Source organism: Thainema salinarum CENA647, from assembly GCF_057732415.1.
The window spans coordinates 2,001,947-2,021,325 of sequence record NZ_JBYJZJ010000022.1; the positions used below are offsets into that span (position 1 = coordinate 2,001,947).

Sequence of the window (19,379 nt, forward strand, 5' to 3'; positions counted from 1 at the left end):
GACTTCAAATAATTTTGGGGATTTGAAAATCTGGTAAGGTCGGATGGCCATTCGCCCCTACTCGCGTTAATTGAGCTGAATGAGATCCGTTAGTTTCGTTGTGGTCAACATTGGTAAGAGCGTCTGTGGCTGAGCAAATTGAATCGTGACGGTTTCAATGCCAAACTCAGCCTGAAGCAAGGTGTGTACCGTGTGAATCAGGTGTTCGCGCGACTGACCGGAGGGAACGGTAGCATCCAGGATGAGATGGACAGCGGAATATGTGCCTGTAGATGTCGTATCTGCGGGTTTCGTATCTATATTCGTATCTGATATAGATGTAGAGGCTGCTTGGCTCGACCGAAACTGGAGATAAAGCACCTGATTGATGCCGTCAATTTGCTGAATTTGAGTTGCGATCGCATCCGGCGTGACCCCCAATGGTGACTGAGCCAGTAGCGCCCCCAAGCTTTGACGAATCAGCGGCGCAGCGCCTACCAGGATTAGCCCTGCTACGACAAAACTTATGGCGCTATCCATCCAGACCCAGTGGAACTGCCAAACTGCGATCGCGGCAATAATTACGCCAATCGAGCTGATAATATCGGCCACCATGTGCAGAAACGCGCCGCGCAGATTGAGATCAGCATGGCTATGCTGGTGCAGCAGCAGGGCGTTGAGGGTGTTAATCACCAGGCCAACGCTGGCCGTGATTAGCATGGGAGCACTCAAAATCTCACTGGGCGGAGCTTGAAACTGCTCAATCGCTTCCCAACCAATCAGTCCGCCCACTACCAGCAAACCGATGCCGTTCACCAGTGCCGCCAGCACCTCGATTCGGTAGCCGCCGATTAGCCGCTGATGGGAACGCTGGGCTAACCAAGCCGCAAACAACGCCAGTGCGATCGCGCCACAGTCCGCCACCATGTGTCCCGCTTCCGCCTGAAGCGCTAGGCTATGGCTCAGCCACCCCGCCCAGCACTCACCCGCAGCAAACAGCAGCAGCAGCCCAAAAGCTAACTGCAGTCGTCGGATTTTCTGCGGCTGAGATTCTCCGTAGGGCACATTCAGCACACAGTCTGGACAGTGAAAGGTCTGCGTTTGGTGCATAAGGTTCCGTAAAGAAAGGGCTTTGGGTTTAAACTTCCCTAAACGTAAGTCGAGATGCCAACTTGAGCAGAAGGTTAACTTCAATGTCCGTTATCTGTCATGGAAATCGAATAGTTGTCGCCAAGTTGGGTGAGATGTTGATAAAGTTCGATGTTCCAGCGTGAGACGTTTTCAGAATTTCTCAACGTCCTAACCGATGCAGTTACTGCTATCGATTTCCAATTTCAGACTTTAAATCGCTAAATCCTAATGACGTAAATCAAAATTATTATGCTCCCAAAATCCAAAATCTACCGCCACGTCTCCTAAAGTTGCCTCAATCTTCAAAACACAGAGTTCCAAACATCTCCCTGGCTCCCCTGCTTCCCCTCTCCCTTACTCCTTTACTCCCTCTCCCTTACTCCTAATCCTCCTCCAAATGTTCTAACCTAAACAACAAGCGCACCACTAACCAATCGGGTAAATACGAATGGATGTCCTCATTCAGGCTTATCGCTACGCGGCTGATCATGCTGATCAGGTCTGGGCCGCCCTGGGTGAGCACCTGCTGTTAGTTGCAGTGCCGTTAGCGATCTCACTTTTGATTGGCCTGCCAGCGGGACTGTGGAGTGCGCGATCTCAATTAGCCTCGACGGTGCTGATCAATACGTTCAATGCGCTGCGCGTCATTCCCAGTTTGGCGATTTTGTTTTTAGCGATTCCCTATTTCGGTCTGAGTTTCCAATCGGCTGCGATCGCGCTTACGCTTCTAGCCCTACCGCCCATTTTGGTGAGTACAGACGTGGCGTTTCGCAGTATTGAACCTGCGGTTTTGGAAGCAGCTCAGGGCATGGGCATGGCTGCTAGTCAGCAACTGCGTCAAGTTGAAATTCCACTGGCCCTGCCTGTAATCATCGCGGGAATTAAAACAGCTACGGTAGAGGTGATTGCCAGCGCTACGCTGGCTGCTTTTATTGGCAGCGGCGGCTTGGGTCAATTCATCGTGTTGGGATTTGCTACTTACGACACGAGTATTTTGCTAGTTGGCGCAATTCCCGTCGCGCTACTCGCATTACTAGCTGAAATCAGCCTCAGTCAAGCGCAGAAGCGATTGCAGCCATATAAACTTTAATTGTTAGGGAAATCGACAGACCACCTGACCCAGGATTAGCTGATGCGGCACTGCTCCAAATGATCGGCTATCGGTACTTTCGGCAGGATTATCGCCCATCAGCAAGCAATCGCCATTTGCTCGTACCGTGACCAAGCGTTTAATCAGCCGCAATTCAGGTTTGAGTGGATGTTGAGCAATCACTAATTCACCGGGGTTTGGCAGTTGCTGTTGATAAGCATAGGGATTGACCAGAACTTCATCCCCCGGTTGCAAGGTCGGCAGCATCGATTCTCCCGTCACGCGAAACCGCCGCCGCCGCCGCAAAAGCCACAGTATTAAATCAATGGTTCCACTATCCCGCAATGGCTGATGCATTTTATTCTTCTCACGCATTCATAAGCTAAAAGCGGGCATTTTGTCGCCAAATGGCGACAAAATGCCCGCTTTTAGCTTTTATACAACTTGCTGTGACTAGCTAGCTTTGTACCAGTTCACATCTTTTTCTTTGGTTGCCCAGAACATGTCGTGGATCTTGTGGATAGCTTCCATCAGTTCATCGGCATGCTGAGCGCTGACTTCAACCTTACAAGCGGAGCAGAGCTTAGCTGCCTTCCAGAAGGTGTCGTGCAGATCAGGATACTTATCGAGATGAACAGGCTTGAAGTAATCAGTCCAGAGGATTAGTAGTTCCTCTTTAGCGATTTGAGCCTGCTCTTCCTTGATGGCAACGTAACGAGAGAAGGTGTTGGCCTTCTCAACGGTGTCGGGCGTGCCCATATCAAGCAGCTTCTTGGTCATGGAGACAACAGCCTCAGCCGCAATCCGAGCAGAAGCAGGGTCATATACACCACAAGGCCCATCACAGTGAGCATGAACCTCTGCTGCTGGGAACAGGGCTTTAACTGTAGACGCGAATCTCTTCAACATAATGGCAAAATTTCTATTTCTACAACTGAACTCAATTCTAGGACTAGAAGCACTTTGCAAGTTACTTCTGAGGCAGAATAGACCCAATTCACACTATCCCCCCTGAGGGGATCTGTTTCTCTTCTATTGTGTTCAAATTGGGTAAAAAAAGTCAAACTGACTTCATGTTAGCGGTCTGCCAGTCTGATTAGGACACTCGCAACAGCGATTCTATCTTGAGGAGGAGCTAATTCGAGCGTCAATCTGTCTTGAGGATGAATGACGATTGGGTGAAGTGGATTAGGTGAAGTGAGTGCTGAGAATTGAGTGTTGAGTAGGAGCAAATATAGCAACGAGTTCAAGATCTAGGAGCAATGCCCTCACATCTTGAACTCATGACTTAAACCCAGCAGTTTTTACAGTTTGGCTTCTAGCGACTTGAGGTATTCCGTGTTGACACCGGACTCGCGAGTCAGCGCAATCTTGCCTGTCCGAGCAACTTCCTTCAGACCGAAGCGATTAAGCACCTGGACAATCGCCACCATTTTGCCGGGATCGCCAACCACCTCAATTGTGAGCGAATCTTCGGCTACGTCTACTACGCGTGCCCGGAAGATTTGGGCCAGCTCGACAATCTCCGATCGCGTGTTGCTATTAGCGCTCACCTTCAGCAGCATCAGCTCACGTTCCACGCAGGGGGTTTCCGTGATGTCCTGCACCTTGATCACATTAATCAGCTTATAAAGCTGCTTGGTTAGCTGTTCGATCGCGCTATCGTCACCGGGCACCACCATCGTGATCCGAGAAATGCCCATCTGCTCGGCGGGGCCAACGGCTAGACTTTCAATATTGAAACCCCGCCGAGCAAACAGCCCAGCGATGCGCGTTAGAACGCCTGCTTCGTCTTCAACTAATACGGAGAGGGTGTGTTTCATGTGGCTGCCTTCTGTGCCCCGGTTGCTGGGAGCTACGTCTCAAAGTTCTCAAATACGCTAATGGAAAACAGCCGAATATCAACTGAATTTCAGCTGTCGCCAACTATTAGCGTTGCTATGTTCAATAAGTCTCTAATCTTATCGAATTTTTGTCGCGCTCGAAAAGAGGCAAATCAATAAAATTTGGCTGTCAGAGTACTGCTCCTAGCGCCATTACCAGAATCCAAAACTAAAAAAGAGGCACTGCTCTATCTTGATAAGACGCAGTGCCTCGCTGGTTTTTGTGCAAGATGTGAGTCATCTCACATTGGAGTTTGTCCTAACCAATGGGACTAGATGCTGACCCTGATTGAAAAAAAGACGACATAACTGAAATGAAGAACTGAGTTAGTTATGCCGTTCAATTATGCATTGCGCTGGCGGCGACGTAGACCGAAAACACTACCTACACCCGCGATCGCAAGTGCTGCTGTTGCCGCAGGTTCAGGCGTAGAAGCCATATCTTCATCGATAGCGACAATTTCGCCAGCGGCGGCAGGCAAAACGGCGAGATATCCACCTGTGCCATCAACCTCACCTGGCGTTCCAGCACCGACTCCTGGCTCAACCGTCAAACCGTGATAAACAATCTCGCGAAAGTCCAGAGGAAACAGGTCGGATGCCGTGAAGGTATCCATATCGTCGGATGTAAGCACGTTGCTACCAAAAATGCTGCTATCGGTTAGATCGTAGGTCATGGTGTAGCTGGCGCTGCCGTCTGGAGTATTAACCGTTTCAATAGGCAGCACGATTGGGCCATAGACAGGGGCACCTTCACTCAATTCAATAAAGCCGTCTTCGTCGGTATCTTGAGCTAGGGTTGGAGTCTGAGAGTCAACGACTGCTCCCATTATGTCGAAAGCTCCGTGGATGTGCCCCACGTGATCAACATTTGGTTCAAAGCCCATTGCATCCAGCGTTACCGTGAGCGATTCCATGTCATCAGACAGATCAAGCATGACTGTTCCGGTCACGCCAGAATCATTCAACTCATCTAAATCGACTTGAAAGCTGGCAGCTTGGGCCGAGGAGGCAAACAGCCCAAGCAGAATCGTGCTGAGGAACGAGATTGTGCCAAGATTATTCATGATTTAATTTTTGAGCATCATGACCGAAGATTCCATTGGATAGCGACGGTCTGTTTTAAGTACGAACAAACCGCGATTTTGGATGACTTCACTTTGCCCTGACAAATCAAGAACCAGAAGAGGCTATTGTGCTGCCGCATCGCGGCAGCACAATAGCCTCTTCTGGTTTTAGTGCAAGATGTGAGATGACACAGATCTCAAATTTGAGAGTTAATCAGTTGTCTTGTCTTGGCACATATACGTTCAACTCGTTTAGCTACACGTTCATCTCGCGGCTCTCTGTTGCCGTTGAGGATAGGTGATTCGTTGCGCTAGAGGGTGTGTCCTCTTCAATGATCTGGGCAGAATGCGATCGCACTTCGGACTGATCGGGCTGCTGGAGAAAGGCATCATACTGGCGCACCGTCACCCGCTGAATAGCGATGATGGCGGGGTTGATCTCAACATAGCGCCGCTGGGGATTTTGCAGGTACGTTTGCTGCTCACTTTCAATCATGCCAACGTCTTGAGCCAGGAAGCGCTCCAGCACAAAGCGCCGCAGCACCGGACTGAGAACGGGAGCCATTGAGTTAATCATCCACTGAGGTAGGCGCACTCGGAAAAAGAAGAACGCAAAGGATCGACTGTGGGTTTCATCTACCGGGAGCCGATGCAGATAGAGGGACGACACGCCCTGGAGCGTGCTTTGGTAGTGGGGATACTGATAGTCAATGGTGATGGGCAGTGTGGTCACTTCGTCAGCACTTTCAGCCAGGCCCAGGAACTTGGCCATTTGGCCTTTGTAGGACACGTTGTACTTGGCTGTGACGGAGGAGTCAGTGGCGCTCAGGTCGATGAGAACAGGATCAAACCAGCCCTGTAGCTCTTCGTGAAGAAAGCCGTGGAAGACATCCATCGTGTTTTCGTTGCAGATGGAGAAGTGGGCATTGAACTGACCCGTAATCGGAATCATCAGCCAGCCCGGTTGATCGAATTCTTTAATATCGGGTAGCGATCGCACATTAGCCAATTCTGGATCGCCAGGAAAAATCCAAATCAGGCCGTATTTTTCCTGGATCGGAAAGCTGTGGGTCTGGGCGCAGGGCAGCTTTTGGCCTTGGGGCAGATAGGGGATGTGCACACAGTCGCCCGTTTCGCCACTGAACTGCCAGCCGTGATAGGCACAGGCTAAGTGCTGACCCTGGACTTTGCCTTCGCTCAGCGCCACGCCACGATGGGGACAGGCATCTTCGAGGGCATGAAGCTGGCCCTGGTCGTCGCGATAAACTGCGATCGCACGCTGCCAGATCTTGACGGGCATGACGTTACCGGGCTTAAGCTGATTGGCCCACTCCACGGGATACCAGTGGTTGGGATTGATCCCTACTTCCCGCACGCGATTCTGCACAATTTGGCTTTTGAGAGTTGTTTCGATATCCATGAATGATGCCTGATCAAAAGGTGATACTACGATACTCGTTAATCCAGCTCAACCTAACGGCTTCAGGTGGGGGAGAAGATCATTGGAACTATTTGAGTCATCACAGATTCAAATGAGCTGGAGCAGACCTGACTCTACACATACCTGATTTGGGGTTCGGTGTGGATTGGCTCAATGACAGCTCATCCAGTTGGCACAACTCTGGATGAAATTTGGTGTCCCGAAATTTGGTACAACAACCCCAACCGTCTTTTGTTGCTGCCTAATTTGCTGTCACCGCACGATGACAATAGTCTCCTGCTAGGTTTTGGTGCAAGATAGGAGTCTATCTGCCATAAAGCGTTCTGCCTGTTTCCGTCGTACTTAACCACAATATTTATGTCATCTGCCGATTCGTCTAAATCTTCCAGGGTGTTTACCCGTCGCAATTTGCCACTGTTGCTCGTACTCATGTCGGCAGGTGCGCTCACCAGCGTGGTGGGTGGCGTTGTGGCCCCCGTTTTTCCGGAGGTGGTGGAACAGTTCAATATTGATCCCCAGTGGGCGGGCGTCATGGTGGGCATGCACACGCTGACAATTGCCCTAGCCAGTCCCATCTGCGGTATCCTGGCCGACCGGATTGGCAAATTCAAAGTCCTGATCCCGTCGCTGCTGCTCTACAGCATCTTTGGCATTATGGGCGCGTTTGCCCAGAGCTTTGCGTTTATGATGGTGAGCCGTGCCTTGGTCGGAGCGGCGGCTGGGGGAATCGCCGCTGGGGGAATTGGCTTCCTGGCCAGTATGTTTGACGGAGATGCGCGATCGCGGGCGATGGGTTACGCCACTAGCGCTCTAGCATCCTCCAGCATCTTCTTCCCGCTGCTGGGAGGCTGGCTGGGATCATACAACTGGCGCTATGCCTTTGGGCTATACGTGATGGCGATTCCAATCATGGTGCTGGCGATATTTGTTCTACGCAAACCCGTCACTCAATCCGCGTCTACAGTTGATCTCGGCCACAAAGACGAACTGCTGCGCGTACTGGTCAAACCCGGTGTGCTGCTCGCTTTTCTAGCCCTAGCGATGGCCTCTGCTGTTTTCTACATCGTGATTGTCTACGCACCGCTCTACTACAAGCAGACCATTGATGCGAGTACGCTCCTGAACGGGGCAATTCTGGCTTCACGAGCAATTGGTGCATCGGTGATCTCGGCAGTGGGAGCCAGCCGCATTGCCAGACGATTGGGGATCAATGGGGCCATTATGGTGGGCTTTTTAGGCATGGCGATGGCACTAGCCACCGTGCCCTATCTGGATCAACCAGGGACAATTTTGCTTGCGGCTCTGGGCTTTGGTTTGGGCTTCGGCGTCGTGATGCCCAATCTGTACGACATTTTGGCCAAATTTGCGCCCGAAGGTCAGCGGGCTGGCGTGCTAGCAATTGGCACAGGTGCATCGTCGCTGGGACAGTTTTTGTCGCCGCTGCTGCTTGGCCCAGTTTGGAAGTATTACGGCATCGCCGTCTTTTTCGTTGGATCAGCAGTTGCGATCGCAGTTGGTTTCATCTGCTTAACGCGTCACGCCTCCCACGCTGGCACAAGCTGAATTACGGCCAGACAAAAAAGAGCCACCCCGCACGGGGTGGCTCTTTTTTGGGTCTCGGGTGAGTTCCTAACGATGTCCAGAAGACGTGAGCAACAATTCGCGCCGCGAGTCGTCTGCTACCTCAATTTGGCGTTCCCCCGTCAGCAGATAGGACAATGAGCGATTGAGGTCGGTAGTCAACTGCTGCGCGGCCTGCTTGGTTGGAGCGGTTTGGTAGTGCCGCACGTTCAGCGGTTTGCCAATATTGACCTCGACATCACAGCCCCAGCGCGGATTTAGCGGATCGTAAGCAATCGAAATGGGAACAATCCGCACGTCCTGATCCGTCTGGATAGACTGAGCCTGGAGGGCTAGACGCGCTAATCCTGGCTTTAACGGGTGAACTTCGCGATCGCGGAAGATACCGCCTTCCGGAAAAATTACCATCATTTCACCCTGGCCCAGCAGTTCGATCCCGTGACGCAAACTGCTGATTCCCGGTCGGTTCGGGTCAATGGGAAATCCTCCCAGACGGCGGATAAACCAGCCCTGTAGTCCTTTAACTTCATTGGCGGTCACCATAAAGTGCAAATCGCGCCCCGTCACCGCTCGACCCGCCGCATAGGGAACCATCAGGGCATCCCAGCGGGACTTATGCAGCGGAGCCAGAATCACTGGGCCGTGACGCGGCAAATAGTGCTGCCCTGTCACCCGAATGTCGCCAAAATAGGCCGGGAAAACAATCTTGTTTCCCAACCAGTAGGCTGTCGGAGTCAGCCACGGCGAAAATCGAGAGGTTGTTGGCTGACAAGATGCAGACGTTGCGATCGCGCCGGATGGTTGATTGGATGATTGAGATGACGATTGAGCTGGATGATTTGAAGCCATGTAAGGATCTATCGCGGTTCAGGATACAAGGTTGCAATGGATTGCACCCCCAAGCAGCCCGATCGAAACTGATACTGACATCGAATCCCTTAGCAAAATGGATTTTCAATCAAATAAACTTCGACCTGGCGCTCCAATAGGCTGGATAGGTAAACAACTGATGAGATTAACGAAGCTAACGCATTTGATGCTGCTCGATTAACCTTCCTAAACCCTAAAGGGTGATGCCACACTTCTTGATCCTCTCTTAGACACTTTCCCTGGTGTCACGTTCAATCGACTGATTTTGGCCGAATTTTCCGTCCAACTCCCGATAGAAACTACTCAAATTTCTTTAACCCAAAACTTCACTCCCACTCTCCATCCCACACTTAACCCCAAGCCACACTCCTACGCTCCTACTCTCCCACGCTTTTACTTTCTTCCCTTACTCCTCGCTTTCTCACTCCTTACCTCCCGCCGCCGCTGAAACCACTTCTGAAGCTGCTCCCGACAACGTTCTGCTTGAATTCCACCCAGCACCGTCAGCCGATGATTGGAACAGGCACTATCGGGAATATTTATAGCTGTACGCACAGCACCCGTTTTAGGATCATCCACTCCGTAAACCAGCAGTCCCACCCGCGCTTGCACAATGGCCCCCGCACACATCGGGCAGGGTTCCAGCGTTACATACAGCGTGCAGGTATTGAGGTGCCAGTTGTTAAGTATTTGGCCGGCCTGCCGCAGCGCTAAGATTTCTGCATGACCCGTCGGATCGAGATCGCGCTCCTTGCGATTCTCCGCCTCCGCAACTAACTGCCCCTGCTCATCGACAATCACCGCCCCAACTGGCACATCCCCCGCCGCACCTGCTGCCGCCGCCAACTCCATCGCCCGCTCCATCCAGCGACAGTGTGTCGTATATTCAACCCGTTCCCACCTCGTTCCCAACATGCCCTATTTCTCCATAGCTTCCCGTTCTCTAGAGCTTTTCGACCAGTAGCCTTCTGAACTGGCGATGAACTTGCGATCGCAGGTGCAGACTTGCCCACACCATCCATTTCCAGATTAATCGCCAGCTTATTACCGTAAGCGAGAAGCATGAACTTCTCACCACCACCAGCCAATCCATCTACTTCTACCACTTTCACTTTGTTGCAAGCGCAAATATTGCGATCGCGAAAATAGTCACACTTATTGTCATCTAAATAGGGACAGTGTGTATTTGATATGGCGTATTGTCTTTCTTGAGAAGTTAATTCATGATCGATACAGCAGATGGCTTGGTTTGAGGTTGAAGTTTGCTTTCTGAAAACTGTGCTCCATACGACTTCCAGCCCATTCTCGGAATTGCTATTGTGCTGACGCTACGCATGTAATTTCTCAATCACACAGGTCTTGCAACAACCATCATGAACAAGCTCTTTGTCATTTATCACAGTGGTTACGGTCATACCAAGCAGCAGGCCGAGGCCGTTTATAAAGGTGCTGCGGGTGTAGACGGAATTGACGCAGAACTGATCACTACCGAAGATGCGATCGCGCGTTTGGACGATCTTGATAGTGCCGATGCCATGATCTTTGGTTGTCCAACGTACATGGGCAACATTTCCGCCAAGATGAAGGAGTTTATTGAGGTCGCCGCTAAAAAATGGTTCACTCAAGCCTGGAGTAACAAAATTGCCGGAGCCTTTACGAACTCCAGCTCTTTTTCGGGTGACAAACTCAACACGCTGGTTGGCCTGATGATTAATGCCATGCAGCACGGCATGATCTACGTCGGTACAGGTATGATGCCAGCGGCATCTGATCCTGATTCAATGAATAGCTTGGCTGGTCCTGGTCCTGATGTAATGAATCGCGTCGGCTCGTTTGCAGGCGCAATGGCAACCAGCTTCCAGGTTGATCCACCGGGTGCTCCGTCTCCAGGTGATCTTGCTACGGCAGAAGCCTATGGCAAACGCGTGGCAGAAATTACGCTCCAGTTTGTTCGAGGACGAGCTTAAGGCTTAAAAGCGCTCATATTAAAAAACTGATCAGAACGGATAGAGAACCGCACAACGCCATTCTCTATCCGTTTTTCTTGCGAGCGATGTATTTTCATGAAAACAAGACAATTCTGTAGCTAGATTTACAGAAATAATTTTAAAATTAAGATCTAAAAATTCTCCAAATACTTTATTTTCTAGGTGTCAATGTTATGACTACTGCTTCACCCAAACGTTTGTCTGCTTTAACCGCTCGGCATCGAGCCAATATGGCAAGATTGCTAGTCCGTCGTTTTCAGGCCGCAGAAGCCCGCCACGATGCGGCACTGATGGCTCAGCTTCGGCAAGAAGAGCGCCAACTGGTTAATTCCACTGCAACCGCCAGTTCTGTTCCTGCACATCCTATCCGCAGAATTTGGAACCAAGTCATGAATACCGTGATGCATTGGTCAGATTTGAAGGTGAGCGAATTTACGGATTCCCAAGGCCAGCACTGGTGGTATGGCTATGACCCGATCACAGGCCGAGCCATCTACGCCGAATCCGATAATGAGCTACGGAGCTGGATTGAAACCTACTACGCAGGCCGATAAGTGACACAGACATAAGATAGGCTAAGGAGAACTGCATCTCGCAACCTTTGTCCCCTATTTGTGTTGAACTTTGGTCATGTTGAATCATCTGGAAACGGCCTTTAATCAGCTTGTCCACCAGCTCCTCGAACAGGTGCAAGCCAGCGAACATTTAGTCATCACGCTATCTGCCGAAGAGAGCCAGTTTACCCGATTCAATCATGCCAAAGTGCGCCAAACGGGTTCCGTGATTGACGGCAACATCGAGCTGACCCTGATACATAATCAGCGAGCAGCGTCCTGTGAAGTGCCGTTCACGGGCAATGCGGAAACTGACGGTGCAATAGTGCAGATGGCGCTGGCCGATTTGCGAGACGAAGTCGCCCAGCTGCCCGAAGATCCCTACCTCGTCATTCCAGCCGGAGATGCTCAAAGCCACGATGTTTACACTGGGCATCTCCTGGAACCCGACAAGGTCGTTTCAACTGTTCTGTCCCTAGTGGAAAACTTAGACTTTGTGGGACTTTACGCTGGCGGATGGATTGTGCGCGCCTATGCCGATTCTGCCGGACAGCGCCACTGGTTCGCGACGGAAACATTTTCCCTCGACTATTCCCTATTTACGCCCGACAATCAGGCTGTCAAAGGCATCTTTGCTGGCAGCGATTGGCATACCGACACCTACGCCGACAAAATTCACACTTCCAAAAATCAGCTTGAGCAACTGATGGCTAATTCGCCAAAAGCGATCGCACGGGGGCAATATCGCACCTATCTCGCTCCAGAGGCTTTGGCTGAGCTGATTTCCATGTTTTCTTGGGGTGCTGTTAGTGAAGCCTCTCTGCAGCGGGGCGGCAGCGCTCTAGGCGCACTCCAGCGGGGCGAAAAGCATCTCTCGTCTCAGTTTACGCTGCGGGAAAACTTTCAGTATGGTGCCGTGCCTCGGTTCAACGATTTGGGGGAAGTTGCCCCGAAAGAACTGCCGATTATCGAAAACGGCCAGCTCAAAAATACGCTGATTAGCTCCCGCACTGCCAAAGAATACGGCAAAACTGCTAACGGTTCAGCTAGTGGTGAATATTTGCGATCGCCTGAAGTGTGTCCCGGTTCACTCGTGGCTGACGATATTCTCAAAACGCTGGATACTGGGCTTTACCTGTCGAATTTGCACTATCTCAACTGGAGCGACCAGCCTAGCGGACGGATTACGGGCATGACTCGCTACGCCTGCTTCTGGGTGGAAAACGGCGAAATTGTCGCCCCGATTGAAAATCTGCGCTTTGACGAAAGCCTCTATCGCTGTTTTGGCGATCAGCTCGTGGCGCTGACCGATTTCCAGGAATTCGTCCCCGATGTCGGCACCTACGGCAACCGCAGCTTAGGCGGCATCAGGGTTCCCGGCATCATCGTCGATGGATTTACTTATACGCTGTAATGTCAGACGTTTCCCTCACTCAGTTCAAACGCTGAGGGAATGTAATCCTGTAGTACGAGCGTGTAGCCAATCTGCGGCGAGGGTGCGACCCATTTCGGGGTGGGTACTGGGCGAGATTGAGATGATTGGAAGCGCTGGTGATATACAAGCGCCACGTCAAACCGACAGGGTAATGTGGCTAAGTCTGGATAGTCCGCTAAAAATAGGTGAGCTGCCTGCCAGAGTTTTTGCTGCTTGGCGGGAGTAATCGACTGCAAACCATTGGCGTCCCAACTGCCTTGGCTGCGAGTTTTGACTTCGACAAAGGCGATGCCTGTTGTGCTCTGATCTGATTCACAAGATTGGACAGGTTGGTTGAAGTGCGATCGCACTTGTCTCTGTAACGGAAACTGCGCCACTAAATCCAGCTCACCCCAGCGACAGTGCCAGCGACGCTGCAATATTATCCAGCCCTGTTTCTCTAGCCACTTGGCAACAAAATCTTCTCCCCACTGGCCGAGGTCGTTTTGTGCCGAAGAAGATGCAGATGACATAATCGACAAATTTAACCTTAAAATACCGAAACATCCCGTAGGGGGCAGGTTTAGCCGTCAAATGATTTATCTCAATCCAGCTTGACCATCAAAACCTACCCCTACAGCCGCGCATCACTTGAAAGATTTTTTAGTAGCCACGATCTCAATCGCGTAAACGAAAATCCATCCGCACGGGTAGGTGATCGGAGGCTTGGGCGGTGTTGGTCATCACGCTGGCGTTGAGTGGTTCGATGTCTTCTGGATCGTAGAAGATGTAGTCGAGCTTGACGGTGGGGGTGTCTGAGGGAAAGGTGAGCTGATTGGCAAAGTCGGCGGGTGAGGTGGCGACAGCAATTCCTTCAGCTTGGAGCAGTTGGTTAATTGTCGGATCAGTTTCTTCACTATTGGGAATTGAGCTATTGAAATCGCCCAGTAGGATAACCGGATAGTCAGCGGCGTATTGGTTGTACAGATCCAGAACGGTTGCCGTTTGCTGGCGTCGTGTCGGTTCGTCAAACGCTTCCAAATGCACGTTGATCAGCACCAGCGGCTGCCCATCAACGTCAACTTGTGTGACCTGCGCCAGTCGATCCAGGTATAGCGCGTTGTAATAGAACGGTTTGTCCGCCACTTTTTGCAGCACAACCCGCTCGTTTTCAGTAATGGGATAGCGGCTCAGTACTGCCTGACCGGAGACCACTTGGCCGAAATGGGCCGCAGGTGGCCAATAGGGAAACGGCACGTAGCGCTTATTCCAGTTAATTGCGATCGCAGCTTGAGGAAATCCCAAACCCTGAGCAATCGCGGCCACCTGATCGACAAAAAATGACCGCTTGGCGTCGAAATCAATTTCCTGAAAGGCAATAAAATCGGCATCGGCAGAGTTGAGAGCTGCGATCGCAGTTTGCTGGTTGGTGTCAAACAAGCTGCGATCGCGCTCAACAGCTTGATTATTGGTGAGTCCAGATAAATAGCCGATGTTATAGGTGACAACGGTTAGCGTGTCAGTCGTGCCCCCTAGATTGGAGAGCGGATCAGCAGTCGCACCGTTATCAGTACTGTCCTCAGCACCGTCCTCAGACGAGCGAATCTCGGTGTACCGATCAATAGGATAGACGCCAGAAGTAGCCCAGAGAAAGAAAACTGCGATCGCGCCTGCCGCTGCAGCGGTCAGCCCTCCACTTATCTGTAACAGCCACTTCACATCCATGCTGTGATCCCCACATCAGTAGACTTTATCGGAAATTGTTTTGTAGCGCGGCTCAGCCGCGCTACAAAACAATTTCCGACCCCAAAAACCTTATTTCTAATAAAGTCTAGTATCCTCAGCATGCCCAGTTGCCGACTTACAACTCACTTTCAAAGCGGCTGCGGACGATTTCGCCCTCTGACCAGGGTGCATACCAGTAGCTGTCTTGCTGAACCGTATCTTGACTAAAATGGACGACGGATAAGTTATTGCGTCCGACCAGTTCACGCCCCTCCTGAACCCAGCGGCTTTTCCAAAACTTTAGCGATCGCAACCAGCGTCCACGCCGCTTGACGGGCACCCACTCAGCAATGGGGCTGAATGCGGGCGATTGGGTCGGCTGGCGGGGAACCCAGGTAAGTTTGCCAAACCAATCGGGCTTCGTGGGGTGATGAAAGCGGGGAGTTTTGGTTTCAGCCAGCTGTGGCGGATTGATCCAGCCCTGTAGGTAGCGGGTGCGTTCGGGCCAGAGTATGTCCTTCAAGCGCGTGTGAATAATTCGGGTCAGGGTTTCTTCATTGTCAATCGAGCTGGCCGTAAGCTGCACCAACACGCCCGAATTAACGCTTGGATCTTGGCTGGTTAGTTCTAGGCGGACGGCAAAGCTGAAGTGAATATCACCGGACAGGACAATTACCCGTTTGCGCTGCTGGAATAACGTCGTAATTAAACTGGCCAGCGCCTCAGTCGGCAGGTTCCAGGCATCACCAACATCCGAGCCAAAGACCTTTTTTTGGCGCAGGAAATACTGGTGAATGACATCAATCAGCTTGATGCTGAACACATTGGTTGGCGCAATTACTAACGTCAACTGCTGATCAGTTTCAGGTTGGAGGTTTTGGGTCAGTTGAGTCTCCAATCCGAACGGGGTGAGCAGCTTGGGGGGAGCTAAAGCGTGGTCATTCATGGGATAGCCCCGATGCGTTCGCGTATCCAGGGCAATCACCTGATGGCAAGAGCTTTCTACCGTGTAGTGCCAGGTCAATGATCCGGCTTCGCGACTCAGAACAAAACAGTCTGCTTCTTGGTCAAATTTGGGCAATCCGGTGTGAGAATCAACTGGCGGTAAACCCAGGTAATGTGCGATCGCAATTCCGCTCTCAGCGTCTCCCCCAGCCGACGCTGACCAGCGCTGCACCGAATTGAGTAAGGAGCTACCGGGTTGATCAGCAGCAAACTGCCAGGGCGTATTGCCCCACGCTTGCACCAGCGCATAGGCCAGCAGCGCATTCTGCACCACCCGGTAGCCCATTGGCCGGCCATACACGCGCAAGCACCAGGTTTGGTTCAGGTTCCAATCGTCACTCACATCATGGTCATCGAAAATGGCGTAGACCGGGATATTGGCCAAGGCGCGGCGCACCCGCCCCAGCGGCTGAGCAAACAGTTGCAGATTTTCAACCTGTTTCGTCCAGTTTTTGCCCTGTCCAGCCTCATTGGCCGTTGGAAACCGCTGTGGCCAGCAGGTAGGGGAGTGGTTCAGCAGATAAGCGGCCAAATATTCGCCCAAGCTCAGCAAATGGCTACTGACCTTGCTGGCATCTTTTTTGCCTAAGGCCGCCGTCAGGCCACCATAGTCTTCAGCAGCGGCGCGGCGCTGTCCCGGCTTCAAGGATTTAGTCGGATCGCCCGTGGGCAGTAATTCTTCCCAACCCAGCAGATCCGGCCCCAAATAGTGCACCAGCCACAGCATCGGCTCCGCTACGTCATCGCCGTAGATCTGGTCGCCCGTGAAGTAGATCTGATGCGGTCGCTGTTTCGGATCTGCTGCTGTGTGCGTCAGTAACTTATCCAGTAGCGGCAGCGCGTCGTGGCCTGTGCCATGCGGCTTACGGCAGGAACCATGCGCCAGCTTCAAGTCATGCCAATCGGTCGGCGGCAGGATAAACGTTGGTAGGCCGTGGTCGAAGTAGCTTAAGCCTTCAACGCTGTCGCCAATCGCCTCGCTGAGTGAAAGGGGTGACTGGAGTGAATCTGCTGAATTGGCTGAATTTGCGATCTCAAACTGCAAATCATACGCATAAATGCGATCGCTCTCTAAAACCTGGCCCGTACCTGGACGAGCGGTAATTGCCAACAGATGTAAACGGCGACCAATAGCCACCGTTTCCGCCACGCTCGATAGCAGCGCTTGCCCTACGGCTGCACCAGCCCCTGTCGTGTCGTATACCGTCAGCGTGATCTGACAAGGTTGCTGTAGCGCCAGCCAAACCGTCACCGCGTCTGGTTCAGTCCGGCGCAGAACTGGCCCTGCTAGAACCAGCGGCAAATGGGCAAAATCAAGATGGGGGTGCTGTTCGATCATGGTTGGCAATCACGACATGGTTTGATGCTAATCCAAACATGGGTAAACGGCATCATGACGGAGATAGACAAAACAGGCTGGTACAAATCAACTCAACCTAAAATAGAGCCGTCTAAACATGCGCTGGCGATGACGGTAGCCATCAATCATTCAGACTGAATCTGTTTTAGCCTAAATCGCCAACGCTGTCGCTGATCGGACTGTCACCTGTTGATCAAATTTCCATGTAAGGTTCGAGTCAACAGAGTTCAATAAGGTTCAACACAAAGGAAAATCCATGTCAAATTCACCACTGCGGTCGTCAGGACTCACCGAAACTGAACTACGACGCCTGGAGCGAGAACCGGAGAACGAAGAAATAGAGGAAGAGGAAGAAGAACCTTACTTTGACTATCACTTTGATGCACCGGGCAGTTCTCCTGGCACCTTAACCATTGAGGAGGACGCCCACCCACCCGTTATCGTGCTGATTGATTATCAGCCTCGCCATGCTCACATTGTTCAGTTAGACGCGCCTGAAGCCTGCGCTCCTTATCTCGATACCGACAGCGTTTCCTGGGTGGATGTGCAGGGGCTGGGCAGCGAAAACGTTCTGCGCCGTATGGGTAGCGTGTTTCACCTGCATCCGCTGGTATTGGAAGACGTGGTCAACGTGCCGCAGCGACCCAAGGTGGAGCGCTACGACGAGCACCTGCTGATCATTGCCCGTATGGTAGCTCCTAAAGAATCCGGCCAGGGCTTCTACAGCGAGCAGGTGAGTTTAATCCTGGGCCAGCACTATTTACTGACGGTACAGGAAGAACCGGAACAGGATTCCTTCGATCCAGTCCGCGATCGCATTCGGCGTAATAAGGGATTGATTCGACGGCAAGGCGTGGACTATTTAGCCTATGCGCTGCTGGACTCGATTATTGATGGTTTTTTTCCAGTTCTGGAAGTTTATGGAGAACATATCGAAAATTTAGAAGAAGAGGTGGTCAGTAATCCCACCCGCCAAACCCTAGAACGAATTCACGACCTGCGCCGAGAGTTATTTTCCCTGCGTCGCTCCATCTGGCCTCTCCGCAGCGCCATTAACACCCTAATTCGCGACAGTACCGAGTTTATTAGCCCAGAAGTGCAGGTCTATCTGCGAGACTGCTACGACCACATCATTCAGGTACTCGACATCGTAGAAACCTATCGCGAACTGGTATCCAGTTTGATGGATGTCTATCTCTCCTCAGTCAGCAACCGGATGAACGAAGTGATGAAGCTACTGACTGTCATTTCGACCATCTTTATTCCCCTCACCTTTGTCACCGGACTCTACGGCATGAACTTCAACCCGGAAGCCTCGCCGCTCAATATGCCGGAGCTGGACTGGTACTTGGGCTATCCATTTGCCTGGGCCATCATGATCACAATTAGCGCCAGCCTAATTGCCTTTTTCTGGCGACGAGGCTGGTTCGAGAACTTTACAACCATTCGACGGTAAGGGGTGAGCAGCCTAATGCCTTTACAGCCTTTCACAGCTTCTATAGTGATTCCAGTTAAGAGTGAGAAAACGAGAGAGGAGAGTGCCTCAGGATGAGGCACTCTCCTCTCTCATTCTTATCTAGAACCGCTATATAAGCCTCTACAGCCCCACCTCCCAAACGTTCCAGACGAGCCCAATTCGTGACTCAATCTGTAATCCGAATCCGTGATACCAATTTGTGATACCAATCTGTGACAGGTGAAAATGGTAGGATTTCTACGATCTACACGATCCAATTGTCCGTTTAATCGTCCGCCATTTACTTACCCGAATTAACTCATGGATCTCAAAGCGCTGATTCGCGATATTCCTGACTTTCCTAAACCCGGTATTTTGTTTCGTGACATTACAACCCTGCTGCAAAATCCCGACGGATTGCGCTACACCATTGATCTAATGGCTGAAAAGTGTGCCAGTCTCCAGCCGGACTACATCTTGGGTATGGAGTCCCGTGGTTTCATCTTTGGGCCACCGCTGGCTTATAAGCTGGGCACGGGATTTGTACCCGTGCGGAAACCGGGTAAGCTGCCAGCCGCTGTCCACGCCGTCGAGTATGAACTTGAATACGGAACCGATAGTCTGGAAATGCACCAGGATGCTCTGCATGAGGGCGCAAAGGTGCTGATCGTAGACGATTTAATCGCCACGGGTGGCACAGCCGCCGCCACGGCACAGCTCGTTGAACAAACCGGAGCCGAGGTGATTGGCTTTGGCTTTATTGTCGAACTGCTGGCGCTAGCGGGTCGTCAGAAGCTACCTCAGGTTCCAGTTGTTACCCTAGTGGAATATTAAG

The 19,379-nt window shown here is 51.6% G+C and carries 18 protein-coding genes; 7 read left to right on the plus strand and 11 right to left on the minus strand.

Annotation, left to right across the window (positions count from 1 at the left end):
* Positions 1 to 66: 66 nt before the first annotated feature.
* Positions 67 to 1,089 (minus strand): cation diffusion facilitator family transporter, encoded by a 1,023-nt coding sequence (locus AC286M_RS15675; protein ID WP_488205275.1) that lies wholly within the window; start codon positions 1,087 to 1,089, stop codon positions 67 to 69.
* 469 nt (positions 1,090 to 1,558) lie between these two features.
* On the opposite strand from AC286M_RS15675, the gene AC286M_RS15680 reads away from it, so the two are divergent.
* Positions 1,559 to 2,200, plus strand: a complete 642-nt coding sequence (locus AC286M_RS15680; RefSeq protein WP_488205276.1) for an ABC transporter permease — start codon at positions 1,559 to 1,561, stop codon at positions 2,198 to 2,200.
* A gap of 3 nt (positions 2,201 to 2,203) precedes the next feature.
* Here the strand turns inward: AC286M_RS15680 and sodX are convergent, their stop codons facing one another.
* The 5 genes from sodX to AC286M_RS15705 all read right to left on the minus strand — a co-directional run bounded on the left by sodX (position 2,204) and on the right by AC286M_RS15705 (position 6,570).
* Positions 2,204 to 2,557, minus strand: coding sequence for a nickel-type superoxide dismutase maturation protease (gene sodX / locus AC286M_RS15685; RefSeq protein WP_488205277.1), 354 nt, complete (start codon positions 2,555 to 2,557; stop codon positions 2,204 to 2,206).
* Between the two features lie 96 nt (positions 2,558 to 2,653).
* Positions 2,654 to 3,109, minus strand: coding sequence for a superoxide dismutase, Ni (gene sodN, locus AC286M_RS15690; RefSeq protein ID WP_488205278.1), 456 nt, complete (start codon positions 3,107 to 3,109; stop codon positions 2,654 to 2,656).
* A gap of 395 nt (positions 3,110 to 3,504) precedes the next feature.
* On the minus strand, positions 3,505 to 4,023 hold the full coding sequence (gene ilvN / locus AC286M_RS15695; protein WP_488205279.1) for an acetolactate synthase small subunit: 519 nt from the start codon (positions 4,021 to 4,023) through the stop codon (positions 3,505 to 3,507).
* Between the two features lie 404 nt (positions 4,024 to 4,427).
* Positions 4,428 to 5,150 carry a PEP-CTERM sorting domain-containing protein gene (locus tag AC286M_RS15700; RefSeq protein WP_488205280.1) on the minus strand — a complete coding sequence of 241 codons (723 nt, stop codon included), beginning with the start codon at positions 5,148 to 5,150 and terminating at the stop codon, positions 4,428 to 4,430.
* Positions 5,151 to 5,406: 256 nt separating this feature from the next.
* The gene (locus AC286M_RS15705; RefSeq protein ID WP_488205281.1) at positions 5,407 to 6,570 is read right to left on the minus strand and encodes an aromatic ring-hydroxylating dioxygenase subunit alpha; all 1,164 of its coding nucleotides are present in this window, start codon (positions 6,568 to 6,570) and stop codon (positions 5,407 to 5,409) included.
* A 378-nt stretch (positions 6,571 to 6,948) separates the two neighbouring features.
* Here AC286M_RS15705 and AC286M_RS15710 point away from each other — a divergent pair, with 378 nt between their 5' ends.
* Positions 6,949 to 8,154, plus strand: coding sequence for an MFS transporter (locus tag AC286M_RS15710; protein ID WP_488205282.1), 1,206 nt, complete (start codon positions 6,949 to 6,951; stop codon positions 8,152 to 8,154).
* Between the two features lie 66 nt (positions 8,155 to 8,220).
* Here AC286M_RS15710 and AC286M_RS15715 read toward each other — a convergent pair whose 3' ends face one another.
* Together AC286M_RS15715 and tadA are read right to left on the minus strand one after the other, a co-directional pair.
* Positions 8,221 to 9,021, minus strand: coding sequence for a lysophospholipid acyltransferase family protein (locus AC286M_RS15715; RefSeq protein ID WP_488205283.1), 801 nt, complete (start codon positions 9,019 to 9,021; stop codon positions 8,221 to 8,223).
* A 414-nt stretch (positions 9,022 to 9,435) separates the two neighbouring features.
* Entirely contained in the window at positions 9,436 to 9,957 is a 522-nt protein-coding gene (gene tadA, locus AC286M_RS15720; protein ID WP_488205284.1) for a tRNA adenosine(34) deaminase TadA, read from the minus strand.
* A 458-nt stretch (positions 9,958 to 10,415) separates the two neighbouring features.
* Between tadA and AC286M_RS15725 the strand changes: the two genes are divergently transcribed.
* From AC286M_RS15725 to AC286M_RS15735, 3 genes are all read left to right on the plus strand, one after another.
* On the plus strand, positions 10,416 to 11,009 hold the full coding sequence (locus AC286M_RS15725; protein ID WP_488205285.1) for an NAD(P)H-dependent oxidoreductase: 594 nt from the start codon (positions 10,416 to 10,418) through the stop codon (positions 11,007 to 11,009).
* 194 nt (positions 11,010 to 11,203) lie between these two features.
* Positions 11,204 to 11,584 carry a hypothetical protein gene (locus AC286M_RS15730; RefSeq protein WP_488205286.1) on the plus strand — a complete coding sequence of 127 codons (381 nt, stop codon included), beginning with the start codon at positions 11,204 to 11,206 and terminating at the stop codon, positions 11,582 to 11,584.
* A 76-nt stretch (positions 11,585 to 11,660) separates the two neighbouring features.
* Positions 11,661 to 12,998 (plus strand): TldD/PmbA family protein, encoded by a 1,338-nt coding sequence (locus AC286M_RS15735; RefSeq protein ID WP_488205287.1) that lies wholly within the window; start codon positions 11,661 to 11,663, stop codon positions 12,996 to 12,998.
* A 2-nt stretch (positions 12,999 to 13,000) separates the two neighbouring features.
* On the opposite strand, the gene AC286M_RS15740 is transcribed toward AC286M_RS15735, so the two are convergent.
* The 3 genes from AC286M_RS15740 to AC286M_RS15750 all read right to left on the minus strand — a co-directional run bounded on the left by AC286M_RS15740 (position 13,001) and on the right by AC286M_RS15750 (position 17,067).
* Positions 13,001 to 13,531 (minus strand): YraN family protein, encoded by a 531-nt coding sequence (locus tag AC286M_RS15740; protein WP_488205288.1) that lies wholly within the window; start codon positions 13,529 to 13,531, stop codon positions 13,001 to 13,003.
* A gap of 145 nt (positions 13,532 to 13,676) precedes the next feature.
* Positions 13,677 to 14,723 carry an endonuclease/exonuclease/phosphatase family protein gene (locus AC286M_RS15745; RefSeq protein ID WP_488205289.1) on the minus strand — a complete coding sequence of 349 codons (1,047 nt, stop codon included), beginning with the start codon at positions 14,721 to 14,723 and terminating at the stop codon, positions 13,677 to 13,679.
* 136 nt (positions 14,724 to 14,859) lie between these two features.
* Positions 14,860 to 17,067 (minus strand): metallophosphoesterase family protein, encoded by a 2,208-nt coding sequence (locus AC286M_RS15750; RefSeq protein WP_488205290.1) that lies wholly within the window; start codon positions 17,065 to 17,067, stop codon positions 14,860 to 14,862.
* A 277-nt stretch (positions 17,068 to 17,344) separates the two neighbouring features.
* Here AC286M_RS15750 and corA point away from each other — a divergent pair, with 277 nt between their 5' ends.
* Positions 17,345 to 18,544, plus strand: coding sequence for a magnesium/cobalt transporter CorA (gene corA, locus AC286M_RS15755; protein ID WP_488205291.1), 1,200 nt, complete (start codon positions 17,345 to 17,347; stop codon positions 18,542 to 18,544).
* Between the two features lie 321 nt (positions 18,545 to 18,865).
* A complete protein-coding gene (locus tag AC286M_RS15760; RefSeq protein WP_488205292.1) occupies positions 18,866 to 19,378 on the plus strand; it encodes an adenine phosphoribosyltransferase in 513 nt (170 codons plus the stop codon).
* Position 19,379: the final 1 nt, after the last annotated feature.